General features: G+C 64.9%; 19 protein-coding genes. 9 read left to right on the top strand and 10 right to left on the bottom strand.

Annotation, left to right across the window (positions count from 1 at the left end; genetic code table 11):
- The first annotated feature begins 299 nt into the window (after positions 1-299).
- The 4 genes from ACVMIM_RS15220 to ACVMIM_RS15205 all read left to right on the top strand — a co-directional run bounded on the left by ACVMIM_RS15220 (position 300) and on the right by ACVMIM_RS15205 (position 3,422).
- Entirely contained in the window at positions 300-434 is a 135-nt protein-coding gene (locus tag ACVMIM_RS15220) for a hypothetical protein (protein ID WP_476112919.1), read from the top strand.
- A 66-nt stretch (positions 435-500) separates the two neighbouring features.
- Positions 501-695 carry a hypothetical protein gene (locus ACVMIM_RS15215; protein ID WP_041002148.1) on the top strand — a complete coding sequence of 65 codons (195 nt, stop codon included), beginning with the start codon at positions 501-503 and terminating at the stop codon, positions 693-695.
- 127 nt (positions 696-822) lie between these two features.
- The gene (locus ACVMIM_RS15210; protein WP_476112917.1) at positions 823-2,283 is read left to right on the top strand and encodes an AMP nucleosidase; all 1,461 of its coding nucleotides are present in this window, start codon (positions 823-825) and stop codon (positions 2,281-2,283) included.
- 128 nt (positions 2,284-2,411) lie between these two features.
- Complete coding sequence (locus ACVMIM_RS15205) at positions 2,412-3,422, top strand: endonuclease/exonuclease/phosphatase family protein (protein ID WP_476117239.1); 1,011 nt, start codon at positions 2,412-2,414, stop codon at positions 3,420-3,422.
- A gap of 34 nt (positions 3,423-3,456) precedes the next feature.
- Here ACVMIM_RS15205 and ACVMIM_RS15200 read toward each other — a convergent pair whose 3' ends face one another.
- Positions 3,457-4,053 (bottom strand): DUF922 domain-containing protein, encoded by a 597-nt coding sequence (locus ACVMIM_RS15200; protein ID WP_476112915.1) that lies wholly within the window; start codon positions 4,051-4,053, stop codon positions 3,457-3,459.
- A 212-nt stretch (positions 4,054-4,265) separates the two neighbouring features.
- Positions 4,266-5,969, bottom strand: a complete 1,704-nt coding sequence (locus ACVMIM_RS15195; RefSeq protein ID WP_476112913.1) for an electron transfer flavoprotein-ubiquinone oxidoreductase — start codon at positions 5,967-5,969, stop codon at positions 4,266-4,268.
- A 227-nt stretch (positions 5,970-6,196) separates the two neighbouring features.
- Between ACVMIM_RS15195 and ACVMIM_RS15190 the strand changes: the two genes are divergently transcribed.
- The 3 genes from ACVMIM_RS15190 to ACVMIM_RS15180 all read left to right on the top strand — a co-directional run bounded on the left by ACVMIM_RS15190 (position 6,197) and on the right by ACVMIM_RS15180 (position 8,863).
- Positions 6,197-6,835 (top strand): hypothetical protein, encoded by a 639-nt coding sequence (locus ACVMIM_RS15190; RefSeq protein ID WP_476112911.1) that lies wholly within the window; start codon positions 6,197-6,199, stop codon positions 6,833-6,835.
- Between the two features lie 202 nt (positions 6,836-7,037).
- Positions 7,038-7,961, top strand: coding sequence for a uracil-DNA glycosylase (locus ACVMIM_RS15185; RefSeq protein ID WP_476112910.1), 924 nt, complete (start codon positions 7,038-7,040; stop codon positions 7,959-7,961).
- Between the two features lie 89 nt (positions 7,962-8,050).
- Positions 8,051-8,863, top strand: coding sequence for a helix-turn-helix domain-containing protein (locus ACVMIM_RS15180; protein ID WP_476112908.1), 813 nt, complete (start codon positions 8,051-8,053; stop codon positions 8,861-8,863).
- A 2-nt stretch (positions 8,864-8,865) separates the two neighbouring features.
- On the opposite strand, the gene ACVMIM_RS15175 is transcribed toward ACVMIM_RS15180, so the two are convergent.
- Positions 8,866-9,813 carry a DMT family transporter gene (locus ACVMIM_RS15175; protein ID WP_476112906.1) on the bottom strand — a complete coding sequence of 316 codons (948 nt, stop codon included), beginning with the start codon at positions 9,811-9,813 and terminating at the stop codon, positions 8,866-8,868.
- Between the two features lie 152 nt (positions 9,814-9,965).
- Here ACVMIM_RS15175 and pepN point away from each other — a divergent pair, with 152 nt between their 5' ends.
- Together pepN and ACVMIM_RS15165 are read left to right on the top strand one after the other, a co-directional pair.
- Complete coding sequence (gene pepN, locus ACVMIM_RS15170) at positions 9,966-12,611, top strand: aminopeptidase N (RefSeq protein ID WP_476112904.1); 2,646 nt, start codon at positions 9,966-9,968, stop codon at positions 12,609-12,611.
- 172 nt (positions 12,612-12,783) lie between these two features.
- Positions 12,784-15,105: a PAS domain-containing sensor histidine kinase gene (locus ACVMIM_RS15165; RefSeq protein ID WP_041002166.1), complete on the top strand. Its 2,322-nt coding sequence runs from the start codon at positions 12,784-12,786 to the stop codon at positions 15,103-15,105.
- 19 nt (positions 15,106-15,124) lie between these two features.
- On the opposite strand, the gene ACVMIM_RS15160 is transcribed toward ACVMIM_RS15165, so the two are convergent.
- The 7 genes from ACVMIM_RS15160 to ccmE form a co-directional block, all read right to left on the bottom strand.
- Entirely contained in the window at positions 15,125-18,085 is a 2,961-nt protein-coding gene (locus ACVMIM_RS15160) for a bifunctional [glutamine synthetase] adenylyltransferase/[glutamine synthetase]-adenylyl-L-tyrosine phosphorylase (protein WP_476112901.1), read from the bottom strand.
- Between the two features lie 12 nt (positions 18,086-18,097).
- Complete coding sequence (locus ACVMIM_RS15155; protein ID WP_476112899.1) at positions 18,098-19,579, bottom strand: sensor histidine kinase; 1,482 nt, start codon at positions 19,577-19,579, stop codon at positions 18,098-18,100.
- Positions 19,580-19,587: 8 nt separating this feature from the next.
- Positions 19,588-20,262: a response regulator transcription factor gene (locus ACVMIM_RS15150; protein WP_476112897.1), complete on the bottom strand. Its 675-nt coding sequence runs from the start codon at positions 20,260-20,262 to the stop codon at positions 19,588-19,590.
- 314 nt (positions 20,263-20,576) lie between these two features.
- Positions 20,577-22,127, bottom strand: coding sequence for a Do family serine endopeptidase (locus ACVMIM_RS15145; RefSeq protein ID WP_476112895.1), 1,551 nt, complete (start codon positions 22,125-22,127; stop codon positions 20,577-20,579).
- 224 nt (positions 22,128-22,351) lie between these two features.
- Entirely contained in the window at positions 22,352-22,813 is a 462-nt protein-coding gene (locus tag ACVMIM_RS15140) for a cytochrome c-type biogenesis protein (RefSeq protein ID WP_278049575.1), read from the bottom strand.
- Positions 22,810-24,795: a heme lyase CcmF/NrfE family subunit gene (locus ACVMIM_RS15135; RefSeq protein WP_476112893.1), complete on the bottom strand. Its 1,986-nt coding sequence runs from the start codon at positions 24,793-24,795 to the stop codon at positions 22,810-22,812. Before ACVMIM_RS15135 ends, ACVMIM_RS15140 begins: the two co-directional genes overlap by 4 nt.
- Entirely contained in the window at positions 24,795-25,238 is a 444-nt protein-coding gene (ccmE, locus tag ACVMIM_RS15130; protein ID WP_476112891.1) for a cytochrome c maturation protein CcmE, read from the bottom strand. Before ccmE ends, ACVMIM_RS15135 begins: the two co-directional genes overlap by 1 nt.
- Positions 25,239-25,240: the final 2 nt, after the last annotated feature.

The raw sequence follows: 25,240 nt of genomic DNA, 5'->3' as shown, positions 1-25,240 counted from the left end.
ACACCGAGGGGCTGGTTCCCCCCGTAGGGCTTTAGGTGCCGCGCAGGCCGTCTATGGTCGTACCGCTTGTACAATCTGCAAAAATAAAGTTAGTTCTGGCACAAGCTCTGATCGCCAATTCCAGACCATCCGAAGCGGGGCCGAACGGCCCCGTTTTCTTTTGCAGCGGCAGCGCTCCACCGGACCTGCACCGGCACCAGGCCAAACCTCGTCAATCAATTTGAACCGCAGATGAATACCGGTCTCAGAACCGGTTCAGAGGCATTCCGGCACTCTCTCCCGCATTGAAGGAGAGAGAAATGCTTGCCCGTCGCTTCACCATCGTCTGCCTGCTGATGAGCCTGTTCGGCATGTTCTTCGCCATCTTGGTGGCCGAGAGCGGTCGCTCGACCCGCTTGTGGGAGCGGCCCGTGGCTTCGTTCCCGGCTCCGTGAACCTAGTGACGCGCCGGAACGACAAAGCTGAAAATCGACCAAGTTGAAAATCGGGACACCACCAAAATGAACCGCATTGCCGCCACCGCAACGAATATCCTCAGGCTGTTGCCGCGGGCGACGCTCATCCTGATGCTGCTCGCCGCCCCGGTGCTGGCGGTGCCGATGATGCGGGCCGACACCGGCCACACGATCGAGGCGCCGGCACACAGGAACACCAGCGTGGGCTTTGTGCTGCTGATCAGCTTGCAGCGCGGATAACGCCATCGAAGAAAAACGGCCCTTGCGTCGGCTTGACGCCGGCCTCCCCCCTCCCAACCGCTCTTCCAAATCTCTATATTGGGCCATGGAAAAGCGAATCTACCCTCAAGCCATCGAATCGGTCGTCATGCCGGAGCCTTTCGGCAGGCAGGACTTTCATGACGCCAAAAAGGCCGTCGCGGCGCTGCAGGCGCTCTACGACCGCAACACCAAATTCCTGCGCGATTCCTTCGGGGCCCTTGCCGCGGGCGGTGACGAGAGCAAGCGCTACCGGGCTTTCTATCCGCAGATCGGCGTTACCACGACCTCGTTCACGCAGATCGACTCGCGCCAGGCCTACGGCCATATGCCGACGCCCGGGCATTTCGCCACCACCATCACCCAGCCGCAACTGTTCGAGAACTATCTCACCGAGCAGCTACGGCTCATCATGCGCAATCACGGCGTGCAGGTGACGGTGTCGGAGTCGACCACGCCAATCCCGCTGCATTTCGCCTTCCTGGAAGGCACCTATGTCGGCGGCGCGGCCGCCGAGCGCATCAAGCGGCCGATCCGCGACCTGTTCGACGTGCCGGATCTCGACGGAACCGACGACCAAATCGCCAACGGCACCTTCGAGGTGGCGTTCGGCGAGCCGCGGCCGCTGGCGCCGTTCACCGCGCAGCGTATCGACTATTCGCTGCACCGCATGACGCATTACACGGCGACCAGCCCTCAGCATTTCCAGAATTTCGTGCTGTTCACCAATTACCAGTTCTACATCGATGAATTCGTCGCGCGGGCTCGCGAACTGATGGAGAGTGGCGGAGGCGGCTACAGTGAATTCGTCGAGCCGGGCAATGTCCTGACCAAGGCGGGAGCCGGCTCGCCAAGCGAAGGCACCCCGCCGCAGCGCCTGCCGCAGATGCCGGCCTACCACCTGAAGAAGCCCGGCCACGGCGGCATAACCATGGTCAATATCGGCGTCGGCCCTTCCAATGCCAAGACGATCACCGACCATATCGCGGTGCTGAGGCCGCATGCCTGGGTCATGCTCGGCCACTGCGCGGGCCTGCGCAACACGCAGGCGCTGGGCGATTATGTGCTGGCGCATGCTTATGTGCGCGAGGACCATGTGCTGGACGACGACCTGCCCGTCTGGGTGCCGATCCCGCCGCTGGCCGAGATCCAGGTGGCGCTGCAGGAAGCCGTCGCCGAAGTCACCGGCCTTTCCGGCTACGACCTCAAGCGCATCATGCGCACGGGCACGGTCGCCACCATCGACAACCGCAACTGGGAGCTGCGCGACCAGCGCGGACCGGTACAGCGGCTGTCTCAGTCGCGGGCCATTGCGCTCGACATGGAATCGGCCACCATCGCCGCCAACGGCTTCCGCTTCCGCGTGCCTTACGGGACGCTGCTGTGCGTCTCAGACAAGCCGCTGCACGGCGAATTGAAGCTGCCCGGCATGGCAACCGAGTTCTACAAGCGGCAGGTGGCGCAGCATCTCACCATCGGCATCAGGGCGATGGAGAAGCTCGCCGAAATGCCGATGGAGCGGCTGCATTCGCGCAAGCTCAGAAGTTTTTCCGAGACGGCGTTCCAGTAGAGACGTGACGGCCAGTGCTGGCGAGGCAATCCGTCGTCTTGCTTGGGCCGCAATTTGGCCGATAAGCGGCCAGAACGGATAGCCGAGGCGGGTCGGAGCAGATGACTACGGGCGGTGCACGCTTGAGCATGATGGCTCAGCTGACATTCCTGGCGATGATGGCATGCTCGGCCGCGCTGCTGGCCGGGTTCTTCGGCGCGCTGCATCCGGCCTTCGATTCCTTCTCGCATTTCCGCATGCATCTGAGCGTGCTTGCGGCCTTGCTCGCGCTGTCGCTGCTTGTCGGTCCCTACCGGCTGCAGGCCGTCGCGGTCCTGGTCTTCGCCATCGCCTGCTTCGCCACGACGACGGGCGCGCTGCCCAGATTATCGACGCAGCAGGCGGTCGCAAAGCCGGCCGACCGGATCGTCTACAGCCTGCTGCAGATGAACCTGCGCTTCAACAATCCGACGCCGAAGAAGGTGCTGTCGCTGATCGGCCGGACCAATCCGGACGTCATCACGCTCGACGAAGTGTCGGGGATGTGGGCGAAGGAGCTCGGTTACATTGCCGGCGCCTATCCCTATCGCATCCTGTGCGACTATCCCAACGGCATATTCGGCGTCGCGCTGCTGTCGCGCCGTCCCTTCGCCGCCGGCACCGCGCCGCGTTGCGAGCCGCGCGGCGCGATGGCGACCGCCACGATCGATTTCAACAGCGTTCCGGTCGACGTCGCCGCGATCCATCTGAGCTGGCCCTGGCCGAAGGAGCAGAACTGGCAGATCGGCGAACTGGCGGAACCGCTGGCCGGGCTTGGCGAGACCGCTATCATGGCCGGCGATTGCAATGCCGTGCCGTGGAGCGCCGCGGTGCGACGGGTGGCGCGACTCAGCGGCATGACGCTGATGCCGTCGGCCGGCCCGACCTGGATTCACCGTACGCTGCCCGATTTCCTGCGCCGCTATGCGGGCCTGCCGATCGATCAGGTGTTCAGCAAGGGCGGGGTGACGATCCTGTCCTCGGCCCGGCTGCAAGATACGGGCTCCGACCATCTGCCGGTGCTGGTCGAATTCACGTTGCCGCCCGCCAGCAACGCGCCCGAGGACGAGCATAAGTCGGCGCTGGCGGCGAATGAAGTGCCCGGCAAGCGCCGAGGCTGATCGCCCCATCGGCTTGAGCGACCGGGCTGGAGCTTCAGTTCTTCCCCATCAGAGCATTGACCAGGTGCTCGACATGGCCGCCGTCGCGATGCTCACGCGCGTCGAAAGCGTTCTGCCTAGCCTCGTAGTCGGCATAGATCGTGTTAATGCGACGCCTGGCTTCCCAGCGAAGACCGGTGCAGAACCAGTTGTCCTGCCGCTCAAGCCCGGCAAGCGCGGTGTCCGTCGCGCGCATCATCTGCTTGGCGATGCGGCCATGGGTGTGCTCATGCTGGCGCACGCCGGCCATGAAACGGTCCCAGCGCTTGCGCAAGGCCGGGCCGGACGCCGAAATGCGGCGCGGAAAGGTGTAAGTGAGGTCGATCCTGCCGTTGGCCCCGCGCAGCCGGCAAATGCCGTTGTCGCGCGTCACGTCGAGGTCCCAATGCACGGTGTAGCCGGTTTCGGCGATGGCGCGCGTCGCATGCCCGTGCCGCGGTCCCAGGCCATCCATCGCCTCGACCAGTTCCGCGCCGGTCCTGCCGGCAACGTCATAGGTGCGCACATGAACGGTCAGCCTAGTGCCGGCGGAGGCAGTCCCGCAAAAAAGCACGCCGGCAGCACCTAAAATCGCCAGGCTGGTCCGCCGCATATGCGCCTCCTTGTTCAGAGGCGAAGCAGATCATACTCGGCGCCGCGGTTCAACGGCCTTGACGGCCCACATGCGCTGGTGGACCGGGTCTTCGCCGGCCTTGTTGGAGCGGCGGTCGAGACGGCCCGGTCGGAGCGGATCACATGCCTTGGTAGACCGGGCCTTCGCCGGCTTTGTTGGAGCGGCGGTCGAGACGGCCCGGTCGGAGCGGATCACATACCCTGATAGACCGGGCCTTCGCCGCCTTGTGGCGGCACCCAGTTGATGTTCTGGTTCGGATCCTTGATGTCGCAAGTCTTGCAATGCACGCAGTTCTGCGCGTTGATGACGAAGCGCACGTCCTTGGCCGACGGATCGGCGGCGGCGTTGCCGTCCTTGTCCACCCATTCATAGACACCCGCCGGGCAATAGCGGGTCGAAGGACCGGCGAAGACGTCGTGCTCCGAACGCTGCTGCAGCGCCATGTCGCCGACGATCAGATGCACCGGCTCGTTCTCCTCATGGTTGGTGTTGGAGAGGAACACCGAGGAGAGACGGTCGAAGGTCAAGACGCCGTCCGGCTTCGGATAGGCGATCTTGCTGTGCTTCGCCGCGGGCTCGAGCGTCGCATAGTCCGCCTTGCCGTGCTTCAGCGTGCCGAAGGGCGAGAAGCCGAACAGCGTGTTCAGCCACATATCCAGCCCGCCGATGCCGACGCCGACGATGGTGCCGAAGCGCGACCAAAGCGGCTTGACGTTGCGCACTTTCTTCAGGTCCTTGCCGATGTCGCTGCCGCGCCAGGCTCCTTCGTAAGATGCAAGCTCGTCATTGGCGCGGCCGCCGGCGATCGCCTTGGCCACATGCTCGGCCGCCAGCATGCCGGATAGCACCGCATTGTGTGAACCCTTGATGCGCGGCACGTTGACGAAGCCGGCCGCGCAGCCCATCAGCACGCCGCCGGGGAAGGACAGCTTCGGCACGGACTGCCAGCCGCCCTCGGTGATGGCGCGAGCGCCATAGCCGATGCGCTTGGCGCCCTCGAAGGTGCCGGCGATTGCCGGATGCGTCTTGAAGCGCTGGAACTCCTCGAAGGGCGAGAGATAAGGGTTCTTGTAGTTCAGGTGGACGACGAAGCCGACCGCCACCTGGTTGTCCTCTAGATGGTAGAGGAAGGAGCCGCCGCCGGTCTTCATGTCGAGCGGCCAGCCGAACGAATGCTGCACCAGGCCGGGCTTGTGGTTCTCGGGCTTGACCTGCCAGAGTTCCTTGAGGCCGATACCATATTTGCCGGGTTCGCGGCCTTCGGAAAGCTTGTATTTGGCGATGAGCTGCTTCGCGAGCGAGCCGCGCGCACCCTCGCCGATCAGCACATATTTGCCCATCAGCGCCATGCCGGGCGCGTAAGCGGGGCCGTGCGTGCCGTCCTTCTCGACGCCCATGTCGCCGGTGATGACGCCGGTGACGGCGCCGGCATCGTTGTAGACGAGGCTGGCCGCGGCGAAACCCGGATAGATCTCGACCCCCAGCGCCTCGGCCTTGGTCGCCAGCCAGCGGCAGACATTGCCGAGCGAGACGATGTAGTTGCCGTGGTTGTTCATCAGCGGCGGCATCAGGAAGTTAGGCAGGCGGAACGAACCGGCCGGGCCAAGCACCAGGAAATGGTCCGCCGTGACCGGTGTCTTGAACGGATGATCGCTCTCCTCGCGCCAGCCGGGCAGCAGCCGGTCGATGCCGATCGGATCAACGACGGCGCCCGACAGGATATGCGCGCCGACCTCGCCGCCCTTTTCCAGCACAACCACGGAGAGGTCCGGGTTGAGCTGCTTCAGACGGATAGCCGCGGCAAGGCCGGCAGGACCCGCGCCGACGATCACCACGTCGAATTCCATGCTCTCGCGTTCGATATCGCTCATCGACCCCTCTATGGCTTGCCGCATTCTCGCATTGTGCTGGCTCATGCGCTGCATAGCGCATCAATTCGCGACGCGAAACCGGCGCGGACGTGACAACGCCGATTTCGACAAAAAGTCGCGGTTTTCCCTGCGAAAACGCAGCAGCACAGGCCATGGCGAAGCATAGGCCAGCGCCAATTGGTTGGCAGGCCAGGCGGCGCGGGGATGTTTTTAATTGTTCGACGGCTTGGTTATCGGCAATACTTCGCGGCATGCGCAGTCCAGAGCCAGCCGGCTTTCCCTCGAAGCGCTTACTCTTCACGCCAGGCGCCGCCTGGCGCGCGGTTCTTCCGCTCCTCTTTTTGACCGTGCCGGCTGAGGCGGATCCGGTGAAGGTTTGGGCAACCGGCGCCTATTCCTTCTCCGACGAGCTGGGCGGCTTTCGCATCACCGGCGCCACCGGCATCGGCACCAAGGAAGACCCGCTGATCATCAAGGAGGAACTGAATTCGGCGACGCCGGTGACGCTGACCATCCGCGCGACCAAGCCGATCGAGCCCTTCGGCAAGGCCGGCGAGGTCGCCAACGGCGTGATGTATATGCGCATCGACGTGCTCAACAACAGCGCCCAGGCCTGGGTGGAGTTCCAGTTCGAGCTGCAGGAAATCCTCGACCAGCCGAGCGTGTTCGGCGACGGCCTGTCCTTCGACCAGCGCAACAAGACGCCCGACAACATCTGGTCGAGCAACTTCGCCGATTTCGACCGCCGGTTCGAACCCTATGACCGGCTGCTTTTCCGCAATGGCAAGATCGACCCGCTGAAGACGGCAACCTTCGATTTCCTGATCACCGACTACACGCCGCGCTGGACATTCTACATCGTGCAGGATCCGCGCATACCGACCGGGTGAAGCATATCGATATTCAGGTGATGCCGGCCTGCAAACGGCGGCTTCCTGCGCTTCCGGTGCTCACGTACTTTAAGTACGCTCCGCTCCGGTTCTCGGAACTCGCCATTTCTCGGCTCGGCCCGACCTGGATCTCGACATGCTTCAATGCAGGCGAGTGTGGCTTAATCTTGCAAATCGACGCAGCGCGGACGATGGTGGCGCCATGACTGCCGCTTCCCCCAGCACACCAGCCGAGATCGCCGAACTGCTCGCCTTCTACGCCAGCGCCGGCGTCGACGACGCGCTCGAGGACGCGCCGATCAACCGGTTTGCCGAAGCGGCGGCGAAGTCGGCCGAGCGCAGGCCCGCCGAGCGGGCGCCAGCCGCGCCGCGCCAGGAAGCCAGGCCCGAGGGCCGAACGGCGCCGGAGCAGGCTCCGGAACGGGTTGAGAACCCGCCGGCGCCCCTATCCGGCCTCGACGCCAGCACTATTCCGGACGCGCCCGCCCGGGTACGCGCGGCCGCGGCCGTTCCCGACGAGGCACAGGCGGCTGCGGCCCGACAGCTCGCGGCAAGCGCTTCGACGCTCGATGAACTGCGCCGGCACATGGCCGCGTTCGACGGCTGCAATCTCAAATTCACCGCCAAGAACCTGGTCTTCGCCGACGGCAATCCCAACGCCGACCTGATGCTGGTCGGCGAAGCGCCGGGCCGCGACGAGGACCTCGAAGGCCTGCCCTTTGTCGGCCGCTCCGGCCGGCTGCTCGACCGCATGCTGGCGGCGATCGGCCTTGACCGCAACTCGGCCTATATCGCCAACGTCATTCCGTGGCGGCCGCCCGGCAACCGCACGCCGACGCCGCACGAGACCGAAATCTGCCGTCCTTTCATCGAAAGGCAGATCGAGCTCGTCAATCCCAAGGTGCTGGTTAATCTCGGCGGGCCGTCGGCCAAGACGCTGCTCAACACAACCGAGGGCATCCTGCGCCTGCGCGGCAACTGGCGTGTGCACACGACCTCATCGGGCATAGCCATTCCGGCGATGCCGACGCTGCATCCGGCTTATCTGCTCAGGACGCCGGCGCACAAGAAGCTGGCATGGCGGGATTTCCTCGAGGTGAAGGCGAAACTGAGGGCGTTGGAGTAAAGCGTCTTCCCCTTCTTCCTTGCGGGAAGGGGGAGCCATAACATCCTAGGTAATTGAGATCCCTCCCTGCCCGCCCCTACTCCTCCCCCATGACCACATCCGACATTTCCGCCGGCAGCCTGATCCGCGAATGGCGCACGCGGCGGCGCATGAGCCAGCTCGATCTCGCCATGGAAGCCGATATCTCGCAGCGGCATCTCTCCTTCGTCGAGAGCGGCCGCGCGCAGCCGTCGCGCGACATGGTGCTGCATCTGGCCGAGCAGCTGTCGATCCCGCTCAGGCAGCGCAACCAGCTTCTGCTCGCGGCAGGCTTCGCGCCGAGCTTCAGCGAAAAGCCGCTGACCGACGCCACGCTCGCGCCGGCGATGGCCGCGGTCGAAACCGTTCTCAAGGGCCACGAGCCCTTCCCGGCGCTGGCGGTCGACCGGCACTGGAACCTCGTTTCCGCCAATGGGGCGATGGCCCCGTTCCTTGCCGATATTTCCGAGCCGTCCCTGCTCCAGCCGCCGGTCAATGTGCTGCGGCTCAGCCTGCATCCGGGCGGCGTGGCGCCACGGATCGTCAACCTGGCGGAGTGGCGCGCGCATCTGTTGGAGCGGCTGAAGCACCAGAACGACGCCACCGGCGACCCTGTGCTGATCGAGCTCGAACGCGAGCTGCGCACCTATCCGGCCGGCCTGAAGGGCGGCCGGCCGGCGCCTGTCGAGCCGAGCGGCATCGTCCATCCGCTCAGGCTAGCGCATGGCGATGCCGTGCTATCCTTCATCAGCACCATCACCGTGTTCGGCACACCTCTCGACGTCACACTGTCGGAGCTGGCGATCGAATCCTTCTTCCCGGCCGACGAGCAGACCCGGGCGGTGCTGGTACAGCTGGCGAAGGAACGTGCGACCGCTTCGTAACCTCATCCCTGCGGCGGCGTTGCCCTTCGCGTCCGCGTGCGCTCCAGGCCGAGCTGCCGTTCGCGCCAGATGATGAAGATGCCGGCGGCCACCACGATCACGCCGCCGATCAGCGTGTTGGGCGAGGTCACGTCACCGAAAACGAAATAGCCGACGACGACGCCAAGGATCATCGAGGTGTATTCGAAGGGCGCCACCACCGATGCTTCGGCATGGCGGTAGGCCGCCGTCATCAGGATCTGGCCGAGCCCGCCGCAAAAGCCCGCGACGACAAGAAGCGCCGCCTGCATCGGCGTCAACGCCTGCCAGCCGAAGGGTAGCGTGAAGAGCGACAATACCGAAGCCGTCGAGGAGAACCACAGCACGATAGTCGCCGTCTTCTCCGTCTGGACCAGATTGCGCACCAGAAGCATGGCGACGGCCGAGATCGCGGCGGCGATCAGCGCGGCCATGACGCCCAGCACCTCCTGGTCGTCGAGGCCTTGAGCGGAATTGAGCAGCGTGAGTTCCGGCCAGGAGATGATCAATACGCCGGCAAGGCCGACCGCGACCGCGCTCCAGCGATAGACGCGGATCGTCTCGCCGAGGAAGACCGAGGAGAACATCACGACCAGCAGCGGCTGTGCGTAGTTCAGCGTGATCGCTTCCGGCAGCGGCAGCCTGGTCAGCGCGAAGAAGCCGAGCCCCATGGCGCCGACACCGACCAGACCGCGCGCGATATGGTTGAACCGCCGCTTGGTCGTGAAGGCTGTGGCGAGCTCGCCCTTGAAGGCCAGGAAGGCGATGATCGGGAAGATGGCGAAGAAGGAGCGGAAGAAGACGATCTGCCCGGCGGGCACGTCGCCGGCCGCCTTGATGCAGGTCTGCATGCCGACGAAAACCGTCACCGAGACGATTTTCAGCGTGATGCCGCGCAGCGTGTTGTGGCCGACGGCATGATCGACGGTCATCTTGCCTCGTAAGGGTGGTCGGAAAGGGAGCCGCAAATGAGGCCTTTGCGCAGTTTTGTCGAGTGGCCATTTCGTGTAAAGAGCGCGCACCTCAAAATTCTTGGACCAGCCAAGCTGGCCTCCGCCCGAAATCGTCAGGAAAAGCCTAAGGAATGCGCACCGACACCGGCCAAGTCTTCAAGCTCGAGGACTATCGCCCCAGCGACTATCTCATCCCGAGGACCAGCCTCGACTTCCGCCTGTCGCCGGACGCCACCCGCGTCATCGCGCTGCTCACCATCGAACGCCGCGAGGGCGTCACCGCCTCGGCGCCGCTGGTGCTCGACGGCGACGGGTTGACGCTGCTCGGCGTGGCGATAGACGGACAAGCGCTGCCGGCCGGTGATTACGAGGCGACGCCGGACCGGCTGACGATCCTGAAGCCGCCGGCCGCGCAGCGCTTCGAGCTTCGCCTGGAGACGGAGATCGCACCCTCGCGCAACGAGGCGCTCATGGGCCTCTACCGCTCCAACAACGTCTATTGCACGCAATGCGAGGCCGAGGGCTTTCGCCGCATCACCTATTTCCTCGACCGGCCCGATGTCCTGTCGGTCTATACCGTGCGCATCGAAGCCCCGCACAACGAGGCGCCGCTGCTGCTTTCCAACGGCAATCCCGTCGAACGCGGCGCGCTCGCCAATGGCAGGCATTACGCGGTCTGGCACGACCCCTTCCCCAAACCCTCCTACCTCTTCGCTCTGGTGGCGGGCGCGCTCGGCAAAGTGGCGGACAGCTTCACCACAATGTCCGGCCGGGAGGTCGAGCTCGGCATCTATGTGGAGCCAGGCAAGGAGCGGCTTGCCGGCTACGCGATGGACGCGCTGAAACGCTCGATGAAATGGGACGAGGACGTCTTCGGCCGCGAATACGACCTCGACGTCTTCAACATCGTCGCCGTGTCGGACTTCAACATGGGCGCTATGGAGAACAAGGGCCTCAACGTCTTCAATGACAAATATGTGCTGGCCGACGAGGAGACCGCGACGGATGCCGACTTCGCCAATATCGAGGCGATCATCGCGCATGAATATTTCCACAATTGGACAGGCAACAGAATCACTTGCCGCGACTGGTTCCAGCTCTGCCTGAAGGAAGGGCTGACGGTTTACCGCGACCATGAATTCTCCGCCGACCAGCGCTCGCGGGCAGTGAAGCGTATCGCCGAAGTGCGTACGTTGCGCGCACACCAATTCCCGGAAGATCAAGGGCCGCTGGCGCACCCGGTCAGGCCGCGCCGCTATCGCGAGATCAACAATTTCTACACGGCGACCGTCTACGAGAAGGGTTCGGAGGTGGTGCGCATGATCCGCACCATCCTCGGGCCGGAGACCTTCCGCGCCGGCATGGACCTCTATTTCGAGCGGCATGACGGCCAGGCCGCGACGATCGAGGACTTCTTGAAAGTCTTCGAGGACGTCTCGGGCCGGGACCTCGCGCAATTCGCGCTCTGGTACCATCAGGCCGGCACGCCGAACCTGACGGTGAGTTCGACGCATAATGCGGCGGCCAAGGAATTCACGCTGGAGATCGAACAGTCGGTGCCGCCGACGCCGTCGGAAAGCCGCAAGCGGCTGATGCATATTCCCCTTGCATTCGGGCTTGTCGGCGCCGGCGGCAAGCCCGTCGCTTGGGACAGCGTCGAGGGCGCGGCGGTGGATAACGGCGTCATCCATATCCGCAAGCGCCGGCACACGGTCCGCTTCGCCGGCGTTTCGGAACGGCCTTCGGTGTCGCTCAACCGCGGCTTCTCGGCGCCGATCACGCTTTCGGTGCAGCAGAAACCGGAAGACCAGTTCTTCCTCGCGGCACATGACAGCGACGCCTTCTCGCGCTGGCAGGCGTTCAACACGCTTTTGACCGATGCGCTGATCGCGGCCTTCCGCCAGGTGCTTGGCGGCAAGCAGCCGGTCTTTGCGGCGCGGCTGGCCGAGCTTGCCGGCAGGATCGCCGGCGACGAGGCGCTGGAACCGGCATACCGGGCGCTGGCGCTGGCGCTGCCCGGCGAAGCCGACATCGCCCGCGACATCGGCAAGGGCATCGATCCCGACGCCATTTTCGCTGCGCGCGAGGCGCTGGCGCGGGCGATCACCGAAACAAACAGCGACGCCTTTTCGGCGCTCTATGACAGCCTTGCAGACAAGGGTCCGTTCAGCCCGGACGCGGCGAGCGCCGGACGCAGGGCTCTGCGCAACACCCTGCTCGATTACCTTTCGCTCCTGCCGGGCGGCGCAGGCCTCGCCGCGCGGCACTTCAATGCCGCCACGAACATGACCGACCGCGCGGCGGCGCTGGCCGTGCTGGCGCATCGCCATTCAGGCACGGCCGAGGCCGAAGAGGCGCTGGCCGCCTTCGAGGCACGCTATCGCGGTGATGCGCTGGTGCTCGACAAATGGTTCCAGATCCAGGCCGGAGTGCCCGGCGCAAAGACCGTCGACAAGGTGCGTGCGCTCATGCGGCACCCCGCCTTCTCGATCGCCAATCCGAACCGGGTGCGATCGCTGATCGGCACCTTCTCCAGCGCCAACCAGACCGGCTTCCACCGCCCCGACGGTGAAGGCTATCGCCTGTTCGCCGAGACGGTGCTGGAGGTGGAGAAGCGGAACCCGCAGGTGGCAGCGCGACTGGCGACGGCGCTCAGGTCCTGGCGCTCGCTGGAGCCCGGACGCCAGGCCAAGGCCAAGCAGGCGCTGCTCGATATGGCCAAGGCCGAGAACCTGTCGGCGGATCTGCGCGATATCGTGGAGCGGACACTGGCGTAGCGCCTCTCCTTCACCCCTTGTGGGAGGAGGGAAAGCGCAAATTTCAATCAACTTTTAATCTTTTTCGCCCGCGCCTCTGGACAAGGCGAATCGGCTTTGATTCTTTAATGGCGATTCGGGCGTGCGGCGTATCCGGGTCATCCAGTATACGGCAGATCGGGGAGTGCCATTTATGGCCAAGGCGGACGCGTGGGGCGCGCCCGGAGGGAAGGCTTTTGCGCGTCGCAAGGCAAGGAACGATGGACTTGCCGGCAATACACGCCTGATCGCCGAACCTGCCTATCAGCGGCTCTTAGCTGCCGAGCCCTTTCTTCGCCGTTCGATCCCGGCTCTGATCATCATCTTCCTGATCGTCATCGCCGCGCTGCGTTTCCTGTCGCTGATGAACGAGCATGACGAGATCGAGCGCGACGCCAAGGCCGTGCTGGCGCTGGGCGCGGGCCAGATGGCGCAGGCCATCACCGCCGACCCCAGCGCTGCGGGCGCCAACGCCATAAGCCTCCTCGAAAGCACCAGTCGCCAGGGCGCGATGAGCCGCGCCCATGTGCTCGCCATCACCGACGCCAACTTCAAGGTCATCGCCGTCTCGCCGCTGTCGACGGGCTGGCAGGGCCGCACGCTGGACAGTCTGATCCTGGGCGGCCAGCCGCTGTTCATGTTCGGCGACCGCGCTGGCGTCATGGATGTCTCGATCGCCGGACAGGACTGGTTTGCCGCCGTCAGCCTCGGCCGCGATCGCAAACACGCGGCCGCCGTGCTGGTGCCCCAGGAAGCGGTGTTCGAAAGCTGGCGCAAGTCGATGTCGCTCAACGTCACGCTCTTCGTGCTGACGGCGGGCGTGCTGATCGTCATCCTCTACGCCTATTTCGGCCAGGCGGCGCGCGCCCAGGCCGCGGACCGCATCTATCTGGAGGCGCATCAGCGCATCGACATGGCGCTGGTTCGCGGCCGCTGCGGGCTGTGGGACTGGGACATGGTGCGCGGCAAGATGTACTGGTCGCGCTCGATGTACGACATGCTAGGCTATGAGCCCTGTGATACGATGCTTTCCTTCGGCGAGGTCGACGAGATCATCCACCCGGACGACGGCGACCTGTTCGAGCTCGCCAACCGCATCGTCGAGCGCGAGATCGATCATATCGACCAGGTCTTCCGCATGCGCCATGCCGACGGACAGTGGGTGTGGATGCGGGCCCGCGCCCAGGTGATCGATCCGGAGGCGCCTGAAATCCAGCTGATTGGGATTGCCGTCGACGTTACCGAGCAGCGGCACCTGGCGCTGCGTTCGGAAGCGGCGGACATGCGGCTCAGGACCGCGATCGAGAACATCAATGAATCCTTCGTGCTGTGGGATGCCGCCGAGCGGCTGATCATGTGCAATTCGAAGTTCCAGAAGGACAACGGGCTGTCGGACCGCGACGTCGTGCCCGGCATTCTCCGCGACACGGTGGAGGAGCGGATGCTGGCCTTCGCCTCGGAGCGCAGGCTCGCCAACGCCAACGGGCCGCAGGGCGGCGTCAGCTTCGAACGCCAGCTCGCGGACGGCCGCTGGCTGCAGGTCAACGAGCTCAGGACCCGCGACGGCGGCATCGTCTCAGTCGGCTCCGACATCACCCAGATCAAGCTGCATCAGGAGAAGCTGGTCGACAGCGAGCGCCGGCTGATGGCGACGATTCACGACCTCAGCCTCGCCCGCCGCGCCGAGGAAGAACGCGCCAGCGAACTGGTCGAGCTCAACCGCAAATACATGAAGGAAACCGAGCGCGCCGAGGCGGCCAATCGGGCAAAGTCCGAATTCCTCGCCAATATGTCGCACGAGCTGCGCACGCCGCTCAACGCCATCATCGGCTTCTCCGAATTGATGCAGCAGGGTCTGTTCGGGCCGCTCGGTTCGGAGCGCTACGAGGAATATGCCAGCGACATCAACGGCAGCGGCAAATATCTGCTCGGCGTGATCAACGACATACTAGACATGTCGAAGATCGAAGCCGGTCAGTTCTCGCTCGACCGCGAGGAGATCGACCTTTGCCCGCTGATCAAGGAGACGGTGCGGGTGATCTCGCTGCAGGCGGCGGAAAAGTCGATCAATGTCGAGACGCGCATCGCCGACGCGATGCGAGTCTACGCCGACCGCCGCGCCATCAAGCAAATCGCCATCAATCTTCTTTCCAACGCGGTGAAGTTCACCGGACAGGGGGGCAAGATCACGGTCCGGGCGCGCAACACCTCAGGCGCGCTGCTGCTCACCATCGAGGACAATGGCTGCGGCATCCCCAAGCAGGCGTTGAGCAAGCTCGGCCGACCCTTCGAGCAGGTGCAGAACCAGTTCTCCAAGAACCACACCGGCTCGGGCCTCGGGCTTGCCATCTCGCGCTCGCTGGCCGAATTGCAGGGCGGCGCGCTGAAAATCCGCTCGACCGAAGGCGTCGGCACCATCGTGTCGGTGCGCATCCCACTGAAAAAGGCGCCGCCGGCGGTGAAAGCGGCAGCCTGACGGACGGCACCAACACCGGTTACTTTCGTAGGGCCGCGCCCGCGCGAAGCAGGAGCTCAAAGTCCTTCCGAACCTTCCGCGACGTCTCCTTGAGATGCGCCTCCAACACACCGAAATCCGGCAGGTCGGTGACAGCAAGAAGCAGGTCCGAAAGGCCTGGCGGGATATCGTCGCGCTGGAACTCGCCAGTGAGGCAAAGCCTGATCATCTGTGTCAGCGCCAGATAGAGCCTATACGCTTCGCTAAGCTCATCGCGGACATCGCCGCCCGCGAACCTGGGAGCTAGCCGCGCCAGAATGTCGGCGGTCGCCGTCACCCGGCGGCCGGGCTCGACATTGCCGGTGATGGCTGCGACCTGGGCGATGAATTCGAGATCGATGAGCCCTCCCGGGATCAGTTTGATGTCCCAGAGGTCGCGCGGCTGCTTCTCCTTTTCGATCAGCGCCCGCATGTCCGAGGCTTCGGCTTTCACCTTAGCGGCATCGCGCGGCTGCGCCAGCACCGCCGCCACTTCCCTATCGAGCTCGGCGCAGAGTTCGGCATCGCCGCCGATGGCGCGGGCCCGTGCCAGCGCCATATGTTCCCACGTCCAGGCGTCCTGGCGCTGATATTTCTTGAACGCGTCGATATGGGTGGCGACCGGGCCTTTGTTGCCGGACGGGCGCAGGCGCAGGTCCAGCTCGTAGAGCACGCCTTCGGCCGTCGGCGCCGAGACGGCCGCGATCAGGCGCTGCGTCATGCGGGTATAGTAGTGCGAAGGTGCCAGGGGCTTCTCGCCGTCGGAATCCTCGGCATCTGAATGATCGTAGAGCAGGATGAGATCGACATCCGAGCCGGCGGTGAGCTCCCGGCTGCCGAGCTTGCCCATGCCGAGGAGCGCCACCCTGCCGCCGGCAATACTGCCATGGCGCAGCGCGAATTCGGCGATCACGGCGTTGAGCGCCGCCTCGATTGTGAGGTCGGCCAGATCGGAGAAGGCGCGCCCCGCCCGCGCCGGATCGATAGAGCCGGCAAGCAGGCGCACGCCGATCAGGAATTTCTGCTCGGAGGCGAAGATGCGAAGGCGATCCAGCACATCCTCGTAGGCGCGGTCGCCCTCGAGGAAAGCGGCAAGGCGGGCCGAGAGATAGGCGCGGTCAGGCAATTCGGTGAGCAATGCCGGATCGAGCAGGCCGTCGAAGACATGCGGGCGGCGTGTGATGATGGCCGCGAGCCGGGGGGCCGCGCCCATGATCGTCGCCATCAGCTTGAGCAGCGCCGGGTTGGATTGCAAAAGCGAGAAGAGCTGAATGCCCGCCGGCAGGCCGGCGAGGAACTCGTCGAAGCGCATCAGAGCCTCGTCGGCGCGCCGCGTCTGGCCGAAGGCTTTGAGCAGCGCCGGCGTCAATTCCGTCAGCCGCTCGCGCGCTTCGGCCGACTGCGTGACGCGATACCGGCCGAAATGCCAGCCGCGGATGACGCGGCAGATGTCGCTCGGCCGCTGGAAGCCCAGGCGATGCAGCGTCTGCAGCGTGTCGGGATCGTCTACATCGCCGGTGAAGACCAGATTGCCGACGCCGGCCGAGAGCTCGGGAGCGGTCTCGAACAGCGCCGCATAGTGGCGCTCGACCTGCTGCAGCGAAGCGCGGAAGGCCTGCGTGAATTCCGCCTCGCCGGCCAACCCCAGCATCAGCGCGATGCGTTTCAGCTCCTCGTCTTCATCAGGCAGAACATGCGTCTGTTCGTCCGCCACCATCTGGATGGCGTGCTCGACGCGGCGCAGGAACCAGTATTGGCGGGTGAGCGAATCGCGCGCGTCGGCGGTGATCCAGCCACGCGCGGCGATCGCTGCGAGCATCGGCACCGTCTCGCGCCCGCGCAGTTCCGGGAAGCGGCCGCCGGCGATGAGCTGCTGGGTCTGGACGAAGAATTCGATCTCGCGAATGCCGCCGCGGCCGAGCTTGACGTTATGGCCCTTCACGGCGATCTCGCCATGGCCCTTGTGGGCATGGATCTGGCGCTTGATTGAATGGACGTCGGCGATCGCGGCATAGTCCATGTATTTGCGCCAGACATAGGGCTGCAATTCCTTGAGAAAGGCGGCACCGGCGGCGAGGTCGCCGGCAACCGGCCGCGCCTTGATCATGGCCGCCCGCTCCCAGTTCTGGCCGCGCGCCTCGTAATAACGAAGCGCCGCCTCGATCGGGATCGCCAGCGGCGTCGAGCCGGGATCCGGCCGGAGCCTCAGATCGGTGCGGAAGACATAGCCGTGCTCGGTGCGGTCCTGCAGGACGCGCACGAGCCGACGGGTGAGCCTGGAGAACAGCTCGGTCGCATCGAGCGGGTCGGTGATGGCCGGCGCCTCCGGATCGAAGAAGACGACGAGGTCGATATCGGAGGAAAAATTCAGCTCATGCGCGCCGAGCTTGCCCATGCCGAGCAGGATCCAGCCCGAATCCCTGGCAGGTTTCGCCGGATTCGGCAGCTTGAGCTTGCCTTGCCGGTGCGCGTCGAGCAGCAGGAAATCGACGGCGGCGCATGTGCAGGCATCCGCGAGATCGCTGAGGCGGCGCACGGTCACCCAGGTCTCAGCCTCGCCTGAAAGATCGGCGAGCGCGATCAGGAAATGCGCTTCGGTCTTCCATTGCCTGAGCGCCATCATCAGGCTCGATTCCGAGGCTTCATCCGCCCCGGCCGCGCCGGCAATCGCCTGGCCGATGGCATTGAGCCGCGCTTCGATCGTCCGGTCGAACAGCGTGTCGAGAATTGCCGGCCGGCGGCGCGCCACATCGCGCAGGAAGGGCGAGAGGTCGAAAACGGCCGCCAGCAGGGCCTGCAGCTGCCCTTCGCCCGCAAGGAGCGCGGCGAGGCGGGAAAGCCCTTCCTCCTCGGCGGCATCGGCGATTTCCGACAGCTCACGCCGGGCATGCTCCGCATCCAGAGGGCGGAGCGCCAGTGTCGGGCTAAGCCGGAACTCGGATTCGATTTTCTTGTTCGCCATCTATCCGTGCCATCAATGTGTCTCCCGCAACGGGAAACTCATGACCACGGACAATCCGGGATCGGCAGGTAAAAGATCAAGCCTTCCGTTGTGAAAAGTCATGATTGCCTTGGCTAGGCTGAGGCCGAGGCCCGAGCCTGGTTGCGAGCGGCTCTTTTCCAGGCGCACGAAGCGCTCGGTGGCGCGGGCGCGGTCGGCGTCGTCGGGGATGCCGTGGCCATTGTCGGTGACTGTGAGCTTGATCTCGCTTCCGGCGCGCTCCAGCGCTACCCGCACCTTCGGCGCTTCGACAGCGCCGGTCGAGTATTTGATGGCGTTGTCGACGATGTTGGACAGCGCCTGGCCGATCAGCTCGCGGTTGCCGTTGATCGTCAGGGCCTCGGGCGCGGTCGTCTCCAGCGCGACGCCCGCTTCCTCCGCCACCGGCTCGTAGAGCTCGACGACATCGCTCACCGTGGCGGCGAGATCGACGGGGCCGGTCTGTTCCGAGGAATAGCCGGCCTCAAGACGCGAGATCATCAGGATGGCGTTGAACGTCTTGATGAGCTGGTCGGATTCCGCGATCGTGCCTTCCAGCGCCTGACGGTAGTCCTCCGTCTTGTGCCTGCCGGCGAGCGTCGCCTCGGCGCGGTTGCGCAACCTGGTCAGCGGCGTCTTCAGATCATGGGCGATGTTGTCGGAGACCTGCTTCAGCCCCTCGTTCAGCATGGCGATCCTGGCCAGCATCGAATTGAGGTTTTCCGACAGGCGGTCGAATTCGTCGCCGGCGCCGGTGACTGGCAACCGTCCGCTGAGATCGCCGCCCATGATGCGGCGGCTTGCGTCCGAGACGCTGTCGATGCGCTTCAGCGCGGAGCGGCCGACAAAGAACCAGATCAGGATGCCGCCAAGCCCCATCATGCCCAGCGCCAGGGTCAGCGCGCGGCTGATGACGGCACGGAAGCGCTCGGGCTCGCCGAGGTCGCGGCCGACCAGCATGATCATCTGGTTGGGCAGCCTCAGCACCAGCGCGATGGCGTTGTGGCCCTTTTCCCCTGTCGACTGGGGAGCGTTGCCGTTGTCGCCGGTCTGGGGTGCGGGCTGGTCGGTAGCACCATTGCGCAGCCGGTCGAGCTCACCCTCGCCGAAGCGCTGGTAGGAAAAGGGCTCCGTCGTCCAGCCCTCGGTCTCTATCACCCCCGGCTCCAGGCTCTGCACATTGCCGGTCAGGATCTGGCCGTTGGCATCCGCGATCAGATAGAGATTGGCGCCGGGCTGGCGCGAACGGGCTTCGACCACGCGCACCAGCACCGGCAGGCCGCCGCGCTGATAGGCGCGGGCCAGGCCCAGCACCTCGTCGTTGATGGTCTCCTGTGTCTGCGCTGTCAGCATGCGCGCCGACAGCGACGTCATATAGAGGACGAGCAGCACCGCGCAGAGCGCGAAAAGCAGAAGATAAAGCGCCGAGAGCCGGGCCGCGGTCGTCTTCATGATGGCCGGCAGGGATAGAGCCATAGCGGGTTCTAGCCGCCCTTCAGCATGTAGCCGGCGCCGCGGATCGTGTGCAGGATCTGCTTGTCGAAGCCTTTTTCGATCTTGCCGCGCAGGCGCGAGACGTGGACGTCGATGACATTGGTCTGCGGATCGAAATGATAGTCCCAGACATTTTCCAGAAGCATGGTGCGCGTCACCACCTGGCCGGCATGGCGCATCAAATATTCGAGCAGGCGGAACTCGCGCGGCTGCAGCGTGATCTCCCGTCCGGCGCGCTTGACCGAATGCGACAGCCGGTCGAGCTCGAGATCGCCGACGCGGTAGACGGTCTCGGATTCGCGCGCGCTGGCGCGGCGGTTCAGCACCTCGACGCGGGCAAGCAATTCGGAAAAGGCATAGGGCTTGGTGAGATAGTCGTCGCCGCCGGCGCGCAGGCCCGTGACGCGGTCGTCGACCTCGCCCAGCGCCGAAAGGATCAGCACCGGCGTGGTGTTGCCGCGCGAACGAAGGGCGGCGATCACCGACAGGCCGTCGCGGCGCGGCATCAGGCGGTCGACCACCATCACGTCATAGTCGCCGGAATCCGCGAGTGCGAAGCCGGTCTCGCCGTCGCCGGCGACATGGGCTGTGTGGCCCGCTTCGGCAAAGGCTTTCTGCAAGTAGTCCGCCGCCTCGCGATCGTCTTCCATGACGAGAATCTTCATGGAGCCGTTATACGCGATTTCACTGGAAGTTTGAGGGGCAGTCATTTCTTCTGGCCTTGCATTCATTAGTCGCATGTCTTCTTCCCAAAACCGGCGACCACTTTTGGGCGACATGCGATAAAGCGGCAGCGGGTGATGGGAAACCCGCTGCCGCCAGGAGCGAAACACGGTGACTGACTTACGTGCTCGGCCCCATGTTTTCCCGGCGGCGGCTCGGGGGTGTTGATACCGCCGCAGGGAAAATCTGAACGTCTTCTAGTGGCGCATGATCCTTTCCGAAAACCCATGAGGTTTTCGGGGTCATGCGCGGTACCTCAGCCCTTGCCGACCGGCAGCGCGACGAAGCGGTTGCTATCGTCGCGGGTGATCTGCATCAGCACCGCCTTGCGGCCGGCCTTGGCGGCATCGGTCATCGCCTTGGAGACGTCGTCGGTTGTGTTCACCTCGTTCGAATTGATCGAGGTGATGACATCGCCGGGCTGGATGCCGCGGTCGGCCGCGTCGCTGTCGGGATCGACGTCGGTGACCACGAGGCCCTTGCCGTTTTCGGCCTTGGTGACAGTCAGGCCGAGATCGGCAAGCGTGTCGGGCTTGGCTGCGGGCGCCGACTGCTTGCTGTTGTCGTCGTTCGAGGCCTGCTTGTCGCTCGCGGGCAGCGTACCGAGATCGACCTTGACCGTCTCGTCCTTGCCGTTGCGCCAGACCGTGACGTCGACCGATTTGCCCGGCGCGAACGCACCGATCATGCGGGCGAGCTCCTTCGGCGAGGCGACATCCTTGCCGTCGACCTGGGTGATGACGTCACCGGCGACAATGCCTGCCTTCTTGCCCGGCCCGCCATCCTGGGCGCTCGACACCAGCGCGCCCTTGTCGGACTTCAGGCCGAGCGACTCGGCGATGTCCTTGGTGACCGGCTGGATCTCGACGCCGAGCCAGCCGCGCTGGACCGAGCCGTTCTTCATCAGGTCCTCGACGACCTGCTTGGCCGTCGAGGCCGGGATGTCGAAGGCGATGCCGACGCTGCCGCCCGACGGCGAGAAGATGGCGGTGTTGATGCCGATCACCTGGCCGTTGAGGTTGAAGGTCGGACCGCCCGAATTGCCGCGGTTGACCGAAGCGTCGATCTGAATGAAGTCGTCATAGGGACCGGCGCCGATGTCACGGCCGCGGGCCGAGACGATGCCTGCGGTGACGGTGCCGCCAAGGCCGAAGGGATTGCCGACGGCAACCACCCAGTCGCCGATGCGGACCTTGGAATCGTCGGCGAAGTCGACATAGGTGAACTTGTTGCCGCCGCCATCAACCTTCAGCACGGCAAGATCGGTGCGCGGATCCGTGCCGATCAGCTTGGCGTCGAGTTCCTTGCCGTCATTGGTGACGACACTGAAGTCCGAGCCTTCCGAAACAACATGGTTGTTGGTGACGAGATAGCCATCCTCGGAGATGAAGAACCCCGACCCTTGAGCGATCGGACGCGGCTCACCATTGCCGTGGTTGCGGTGGTTGAAGCGGCGCATGCCGAACTGGCCGCCCTGGTCACCGAAGCCGCGGAACTCCTTGAAGAAGCGGCGCAGCTGCGGATTGTCGGGCAGATTGTCGAAGCCATTCTGATCGTCGGAGCCGTCATCGGCCGTCGGCTGGATCTTGGCCTTGACCTTGACGCTGACGACCGCCGGCGAGACGTGCTCGACGACATCGGCGAAACTCGGCATCTGCGGGGCTTCGACGCGCACGGCATCGGCCAGCACGGGGGCGGTGCCGGTTGCAAGCATGCCCGCGCCGACCGTGCCGACGACGGCCAGGGAAGCGACGGCGGCCATCAGGCGCTTTCGGGTGCGGAAATATGAATTGGGGGCAATATTCATGGGGTCTCGTTTCCTCTTTCGAAGGGATGCGCTCAGGCGAAGCATCCTCGGGCAAAAGGATTAGAGAGCCGCACATTACGGCGCCATTTCCGGTACATGAAAGTTTTGTAATGTTGGCCGGGTTCGTCCTTCCTGGGCCAAGCAGGAGCGAAGCGACATGCGCAGTCCATAAAATGACGACCACGGAAGCGGTCGAAGCCATTCACCACGGTCCGCGATGGCGTTCAGTCGCGCAGCATCTTGTCCAGTGCCGCCTGCTCGTCGGCCGAAAGCGTGGTCGATGCCGGGCGGCGCGTGCGGGCGCTGAGCACGATGAAGAGGCCGCCGGCCAGAAGCAGAAGCACAGGCGTGCCCCACAAAAGCGCGTTGCGCAGGCTGAAGCGCGGCTTGAGCAGGACGAACTCGCCATAGCGCGAGACGATATAGTCCATCACCTGCTGGTCGGTGTCGCCGGCCACCAGCCGCTGGCGCACGAGGATGCGCAGGTCGCGGGCGAGATCGGCGTCGGATTCGTCAATCGACTGGTTCTGGCAGACCATGCAGCGCAGGCCTTCCGAAAGCGCGCGCGCCCTCGCCTCCAACGCGGGGTCCTGCAGCACTTCATCAGGCTTCACCGCCTGTGCCGTGCCGGCGAAGGACAGCGCCAGCAGCAGGACCAGCGAGGCGAGTGAAAATCTCGACCTCATGTCGGGTTCGCCAAGGCCGCCGCCGGCTTGCGCCGCTTTGCCGGCGCGCCGACGCGCAGGCGGCGATCGAGCAGCGACATGGCGGCGCCCGCCATCATCACCAGACCGCCGCCCCAAATCAGCGTCACCAGCGGCTTCCACCAGAGCCGCACGACGACGGAGCCGTCCTTGTTCTCGTCACCGAGCGACAGATAGAGCTGGCTCAAGCCAAGCGTCCTGATGCCGGACTCCGTCGTCACCGTCTGGCGCACCGGATAGAAACGTTTGGCCGAGGTAATCTCGCCATCGGGATTACCGCCGGCGCCCATCAGCAGGAAGCGGCCGCGATCCTCGGTGAAGTTCGGCCCCTTCTGTGGGGTGAGTCCCTCGAAGCGAAGCGTGTGGCCGGAGAGCTCCACGGTTTCGCCGGGACGCAGGGTGAGGATTTTCTCGGTGCCGAAGCAGAGCGTGCCGACGATGCCGAGCAAGGTCAGGCCGAGGCCGATATGCGCAAGCGCCGTGCCGAAGACCGAGCGCGGCAGCCCGGCTAAGCGGCGAAGCATGACGGCCGGCGCCACGGAGCCGGCGCCGGATTTGACGGCAAGGTCGGTCAGCGCGCCGGCGACCAGCCAGACGGCAAGGCCGACGCCAAGGGCGGCGAACACGGAGGCACCGTCGATGAACAGGCCGGTGACCAGCATCGCGGCGATCGCCAAAGCGAAAGCCGCCATCAGCCGCTGCGAGGCGGCAATGACGTCGCCGCGCTTCCAGGCGAGCAGCGGGCCGAACGGCACGATGGCAAGCAGCGGCAGCATCAGCGGACCGAAGGTCAGGTCGAAGAAGGGTGCGCCGACCGAGATTTTGCCGCCCGTCAGCGCTTCGAGCGCCAGCGGGTAGAGCGTGCCGACAAGCACCGTTGCCGTGGCGGTGGTGAGGAACAGGTTGTTCAGCACCAGCGCGCCCTCGCGCGAGATCGGATGGAACAGGCCGCCCGCCGTCAACTGTGAGGCACGTAGCGCAAACAACGTCAGCGAGCCGCCGATGAACAAAGTCAGGATGCACAGGATGAAAACGCCGCGCGTCGGATCGGTGGCGAAGGCGTGCACCGAGGTTAGCACCCCGGAACGCACCAGGAAGGTGCCGAGCAGCGACAGCGAGAATGTGAGGATAGCCAGGAGCAGCGTCCAGATCTTCAGCGCCGAGCGCTTCTCCATAACGATGGCCGAATGAAGCAGCGCCGTGCCGGCAAGCCACGGCATGAAGGAGGCGTTCTCGACCGGATCCCAGAACCAGAAGCCGCCCCAGCCGAGCTCGTAATAGGCCCAGTAGGAACCCATGGCGATGCCGCCGGTCAAAAACATCCAGGCGACCAGCGTCCAGGGTCGCACCCAGCGCGCCCAGGAGGCGTCGATGCGACCCTCGATCAGCGCCGCGACCGAGAAGGAGAAGCAGATCGAGAAGCCGACATAGCCGAGATAAAGCATCGGCGGGTGGATCGCGAGGCCGAGATCCTGCAGGATAGGGTTGAGGTCGCGGCCCTCGATCGGCGCCGGATTGAGGCGGATGAACGGATTGGATGTCGCCAGGATGAACAGGAAGAAAGCGGCGCCGATCATGCCCTGCACGGCCAGCACATTGGCCTTGAGCGTCGCCGGCAAATTGTTGCCGAAAACCGCGACCAGCGCGCCGAAGAAGGTCAGGATCAGCACCCAGAGCAGCATCGAGCCTTCATGGTTTCCCCAGGTGCCGGTGATCTTGTAGATCATCGGCTGCAGCGAGTGGGAGTTCTCCCACACGCTCGCCACCGAGAAGTCCGAGCCGGCATAGGCGCTCGCGAGGGCCGCGAAGGAGAGCGCGGTCAAGGCGAAGCCGGTAACCGTGACCGGACCGCCGACCGCCATCAGCCGCTGGTTGCCGGTGCGGGCGCCGACCAGCGGCACCAGCATCTGCACCAGCGAGAGCGCGAAGGCCAGGACGAGGGCGAAATGTCCGGTCTCTACCATTATTGAGTCTTGCTTTCCTGCCAAACGCCTTTGGCCTTCAGGCGGTCCGCGACTTCCTTGGGCATGTAACGCTCGTCATGCTTGGCCAAGACGCTGTCGGCGACGAAGACGCCATCCGGGCCGAAAGCGCCCTCGGTGATGACGCCCTGCTCTTCGCGAAAGAGGTCCGGCAGGATGCCGGTATAGGTGACCTTGACCGATTTCTGCTTGTCGGTGACCGAGAAGGCGACGGTGGCGCCCTGTCCGCGCACGATGGTACCCTTCTCGACGAGACCGCCGAGCCGGATGCGCTGGCCGGGGGGCACGCTCGCCGTGGCGAGATCGGCGGGCATGTAGAAATAGGAGGCCTTCTGTCCCAGCGCATAAAAGGTGAGCCCCGCAGCGGCACCGAGGAAAGCCAGCCCCGCCAGGATCACCGACATACGCTTCTGCTTGCGCGTCATTG

Source organism: Mesorhizobium sp. USDA 4413 (assembly GCF_056280365.1).
The sequence above is the reverse complement of the archived record's forward strand: the minus strand, read 5'-3'. Positions and strand labels throughout refer to the sequence as shown.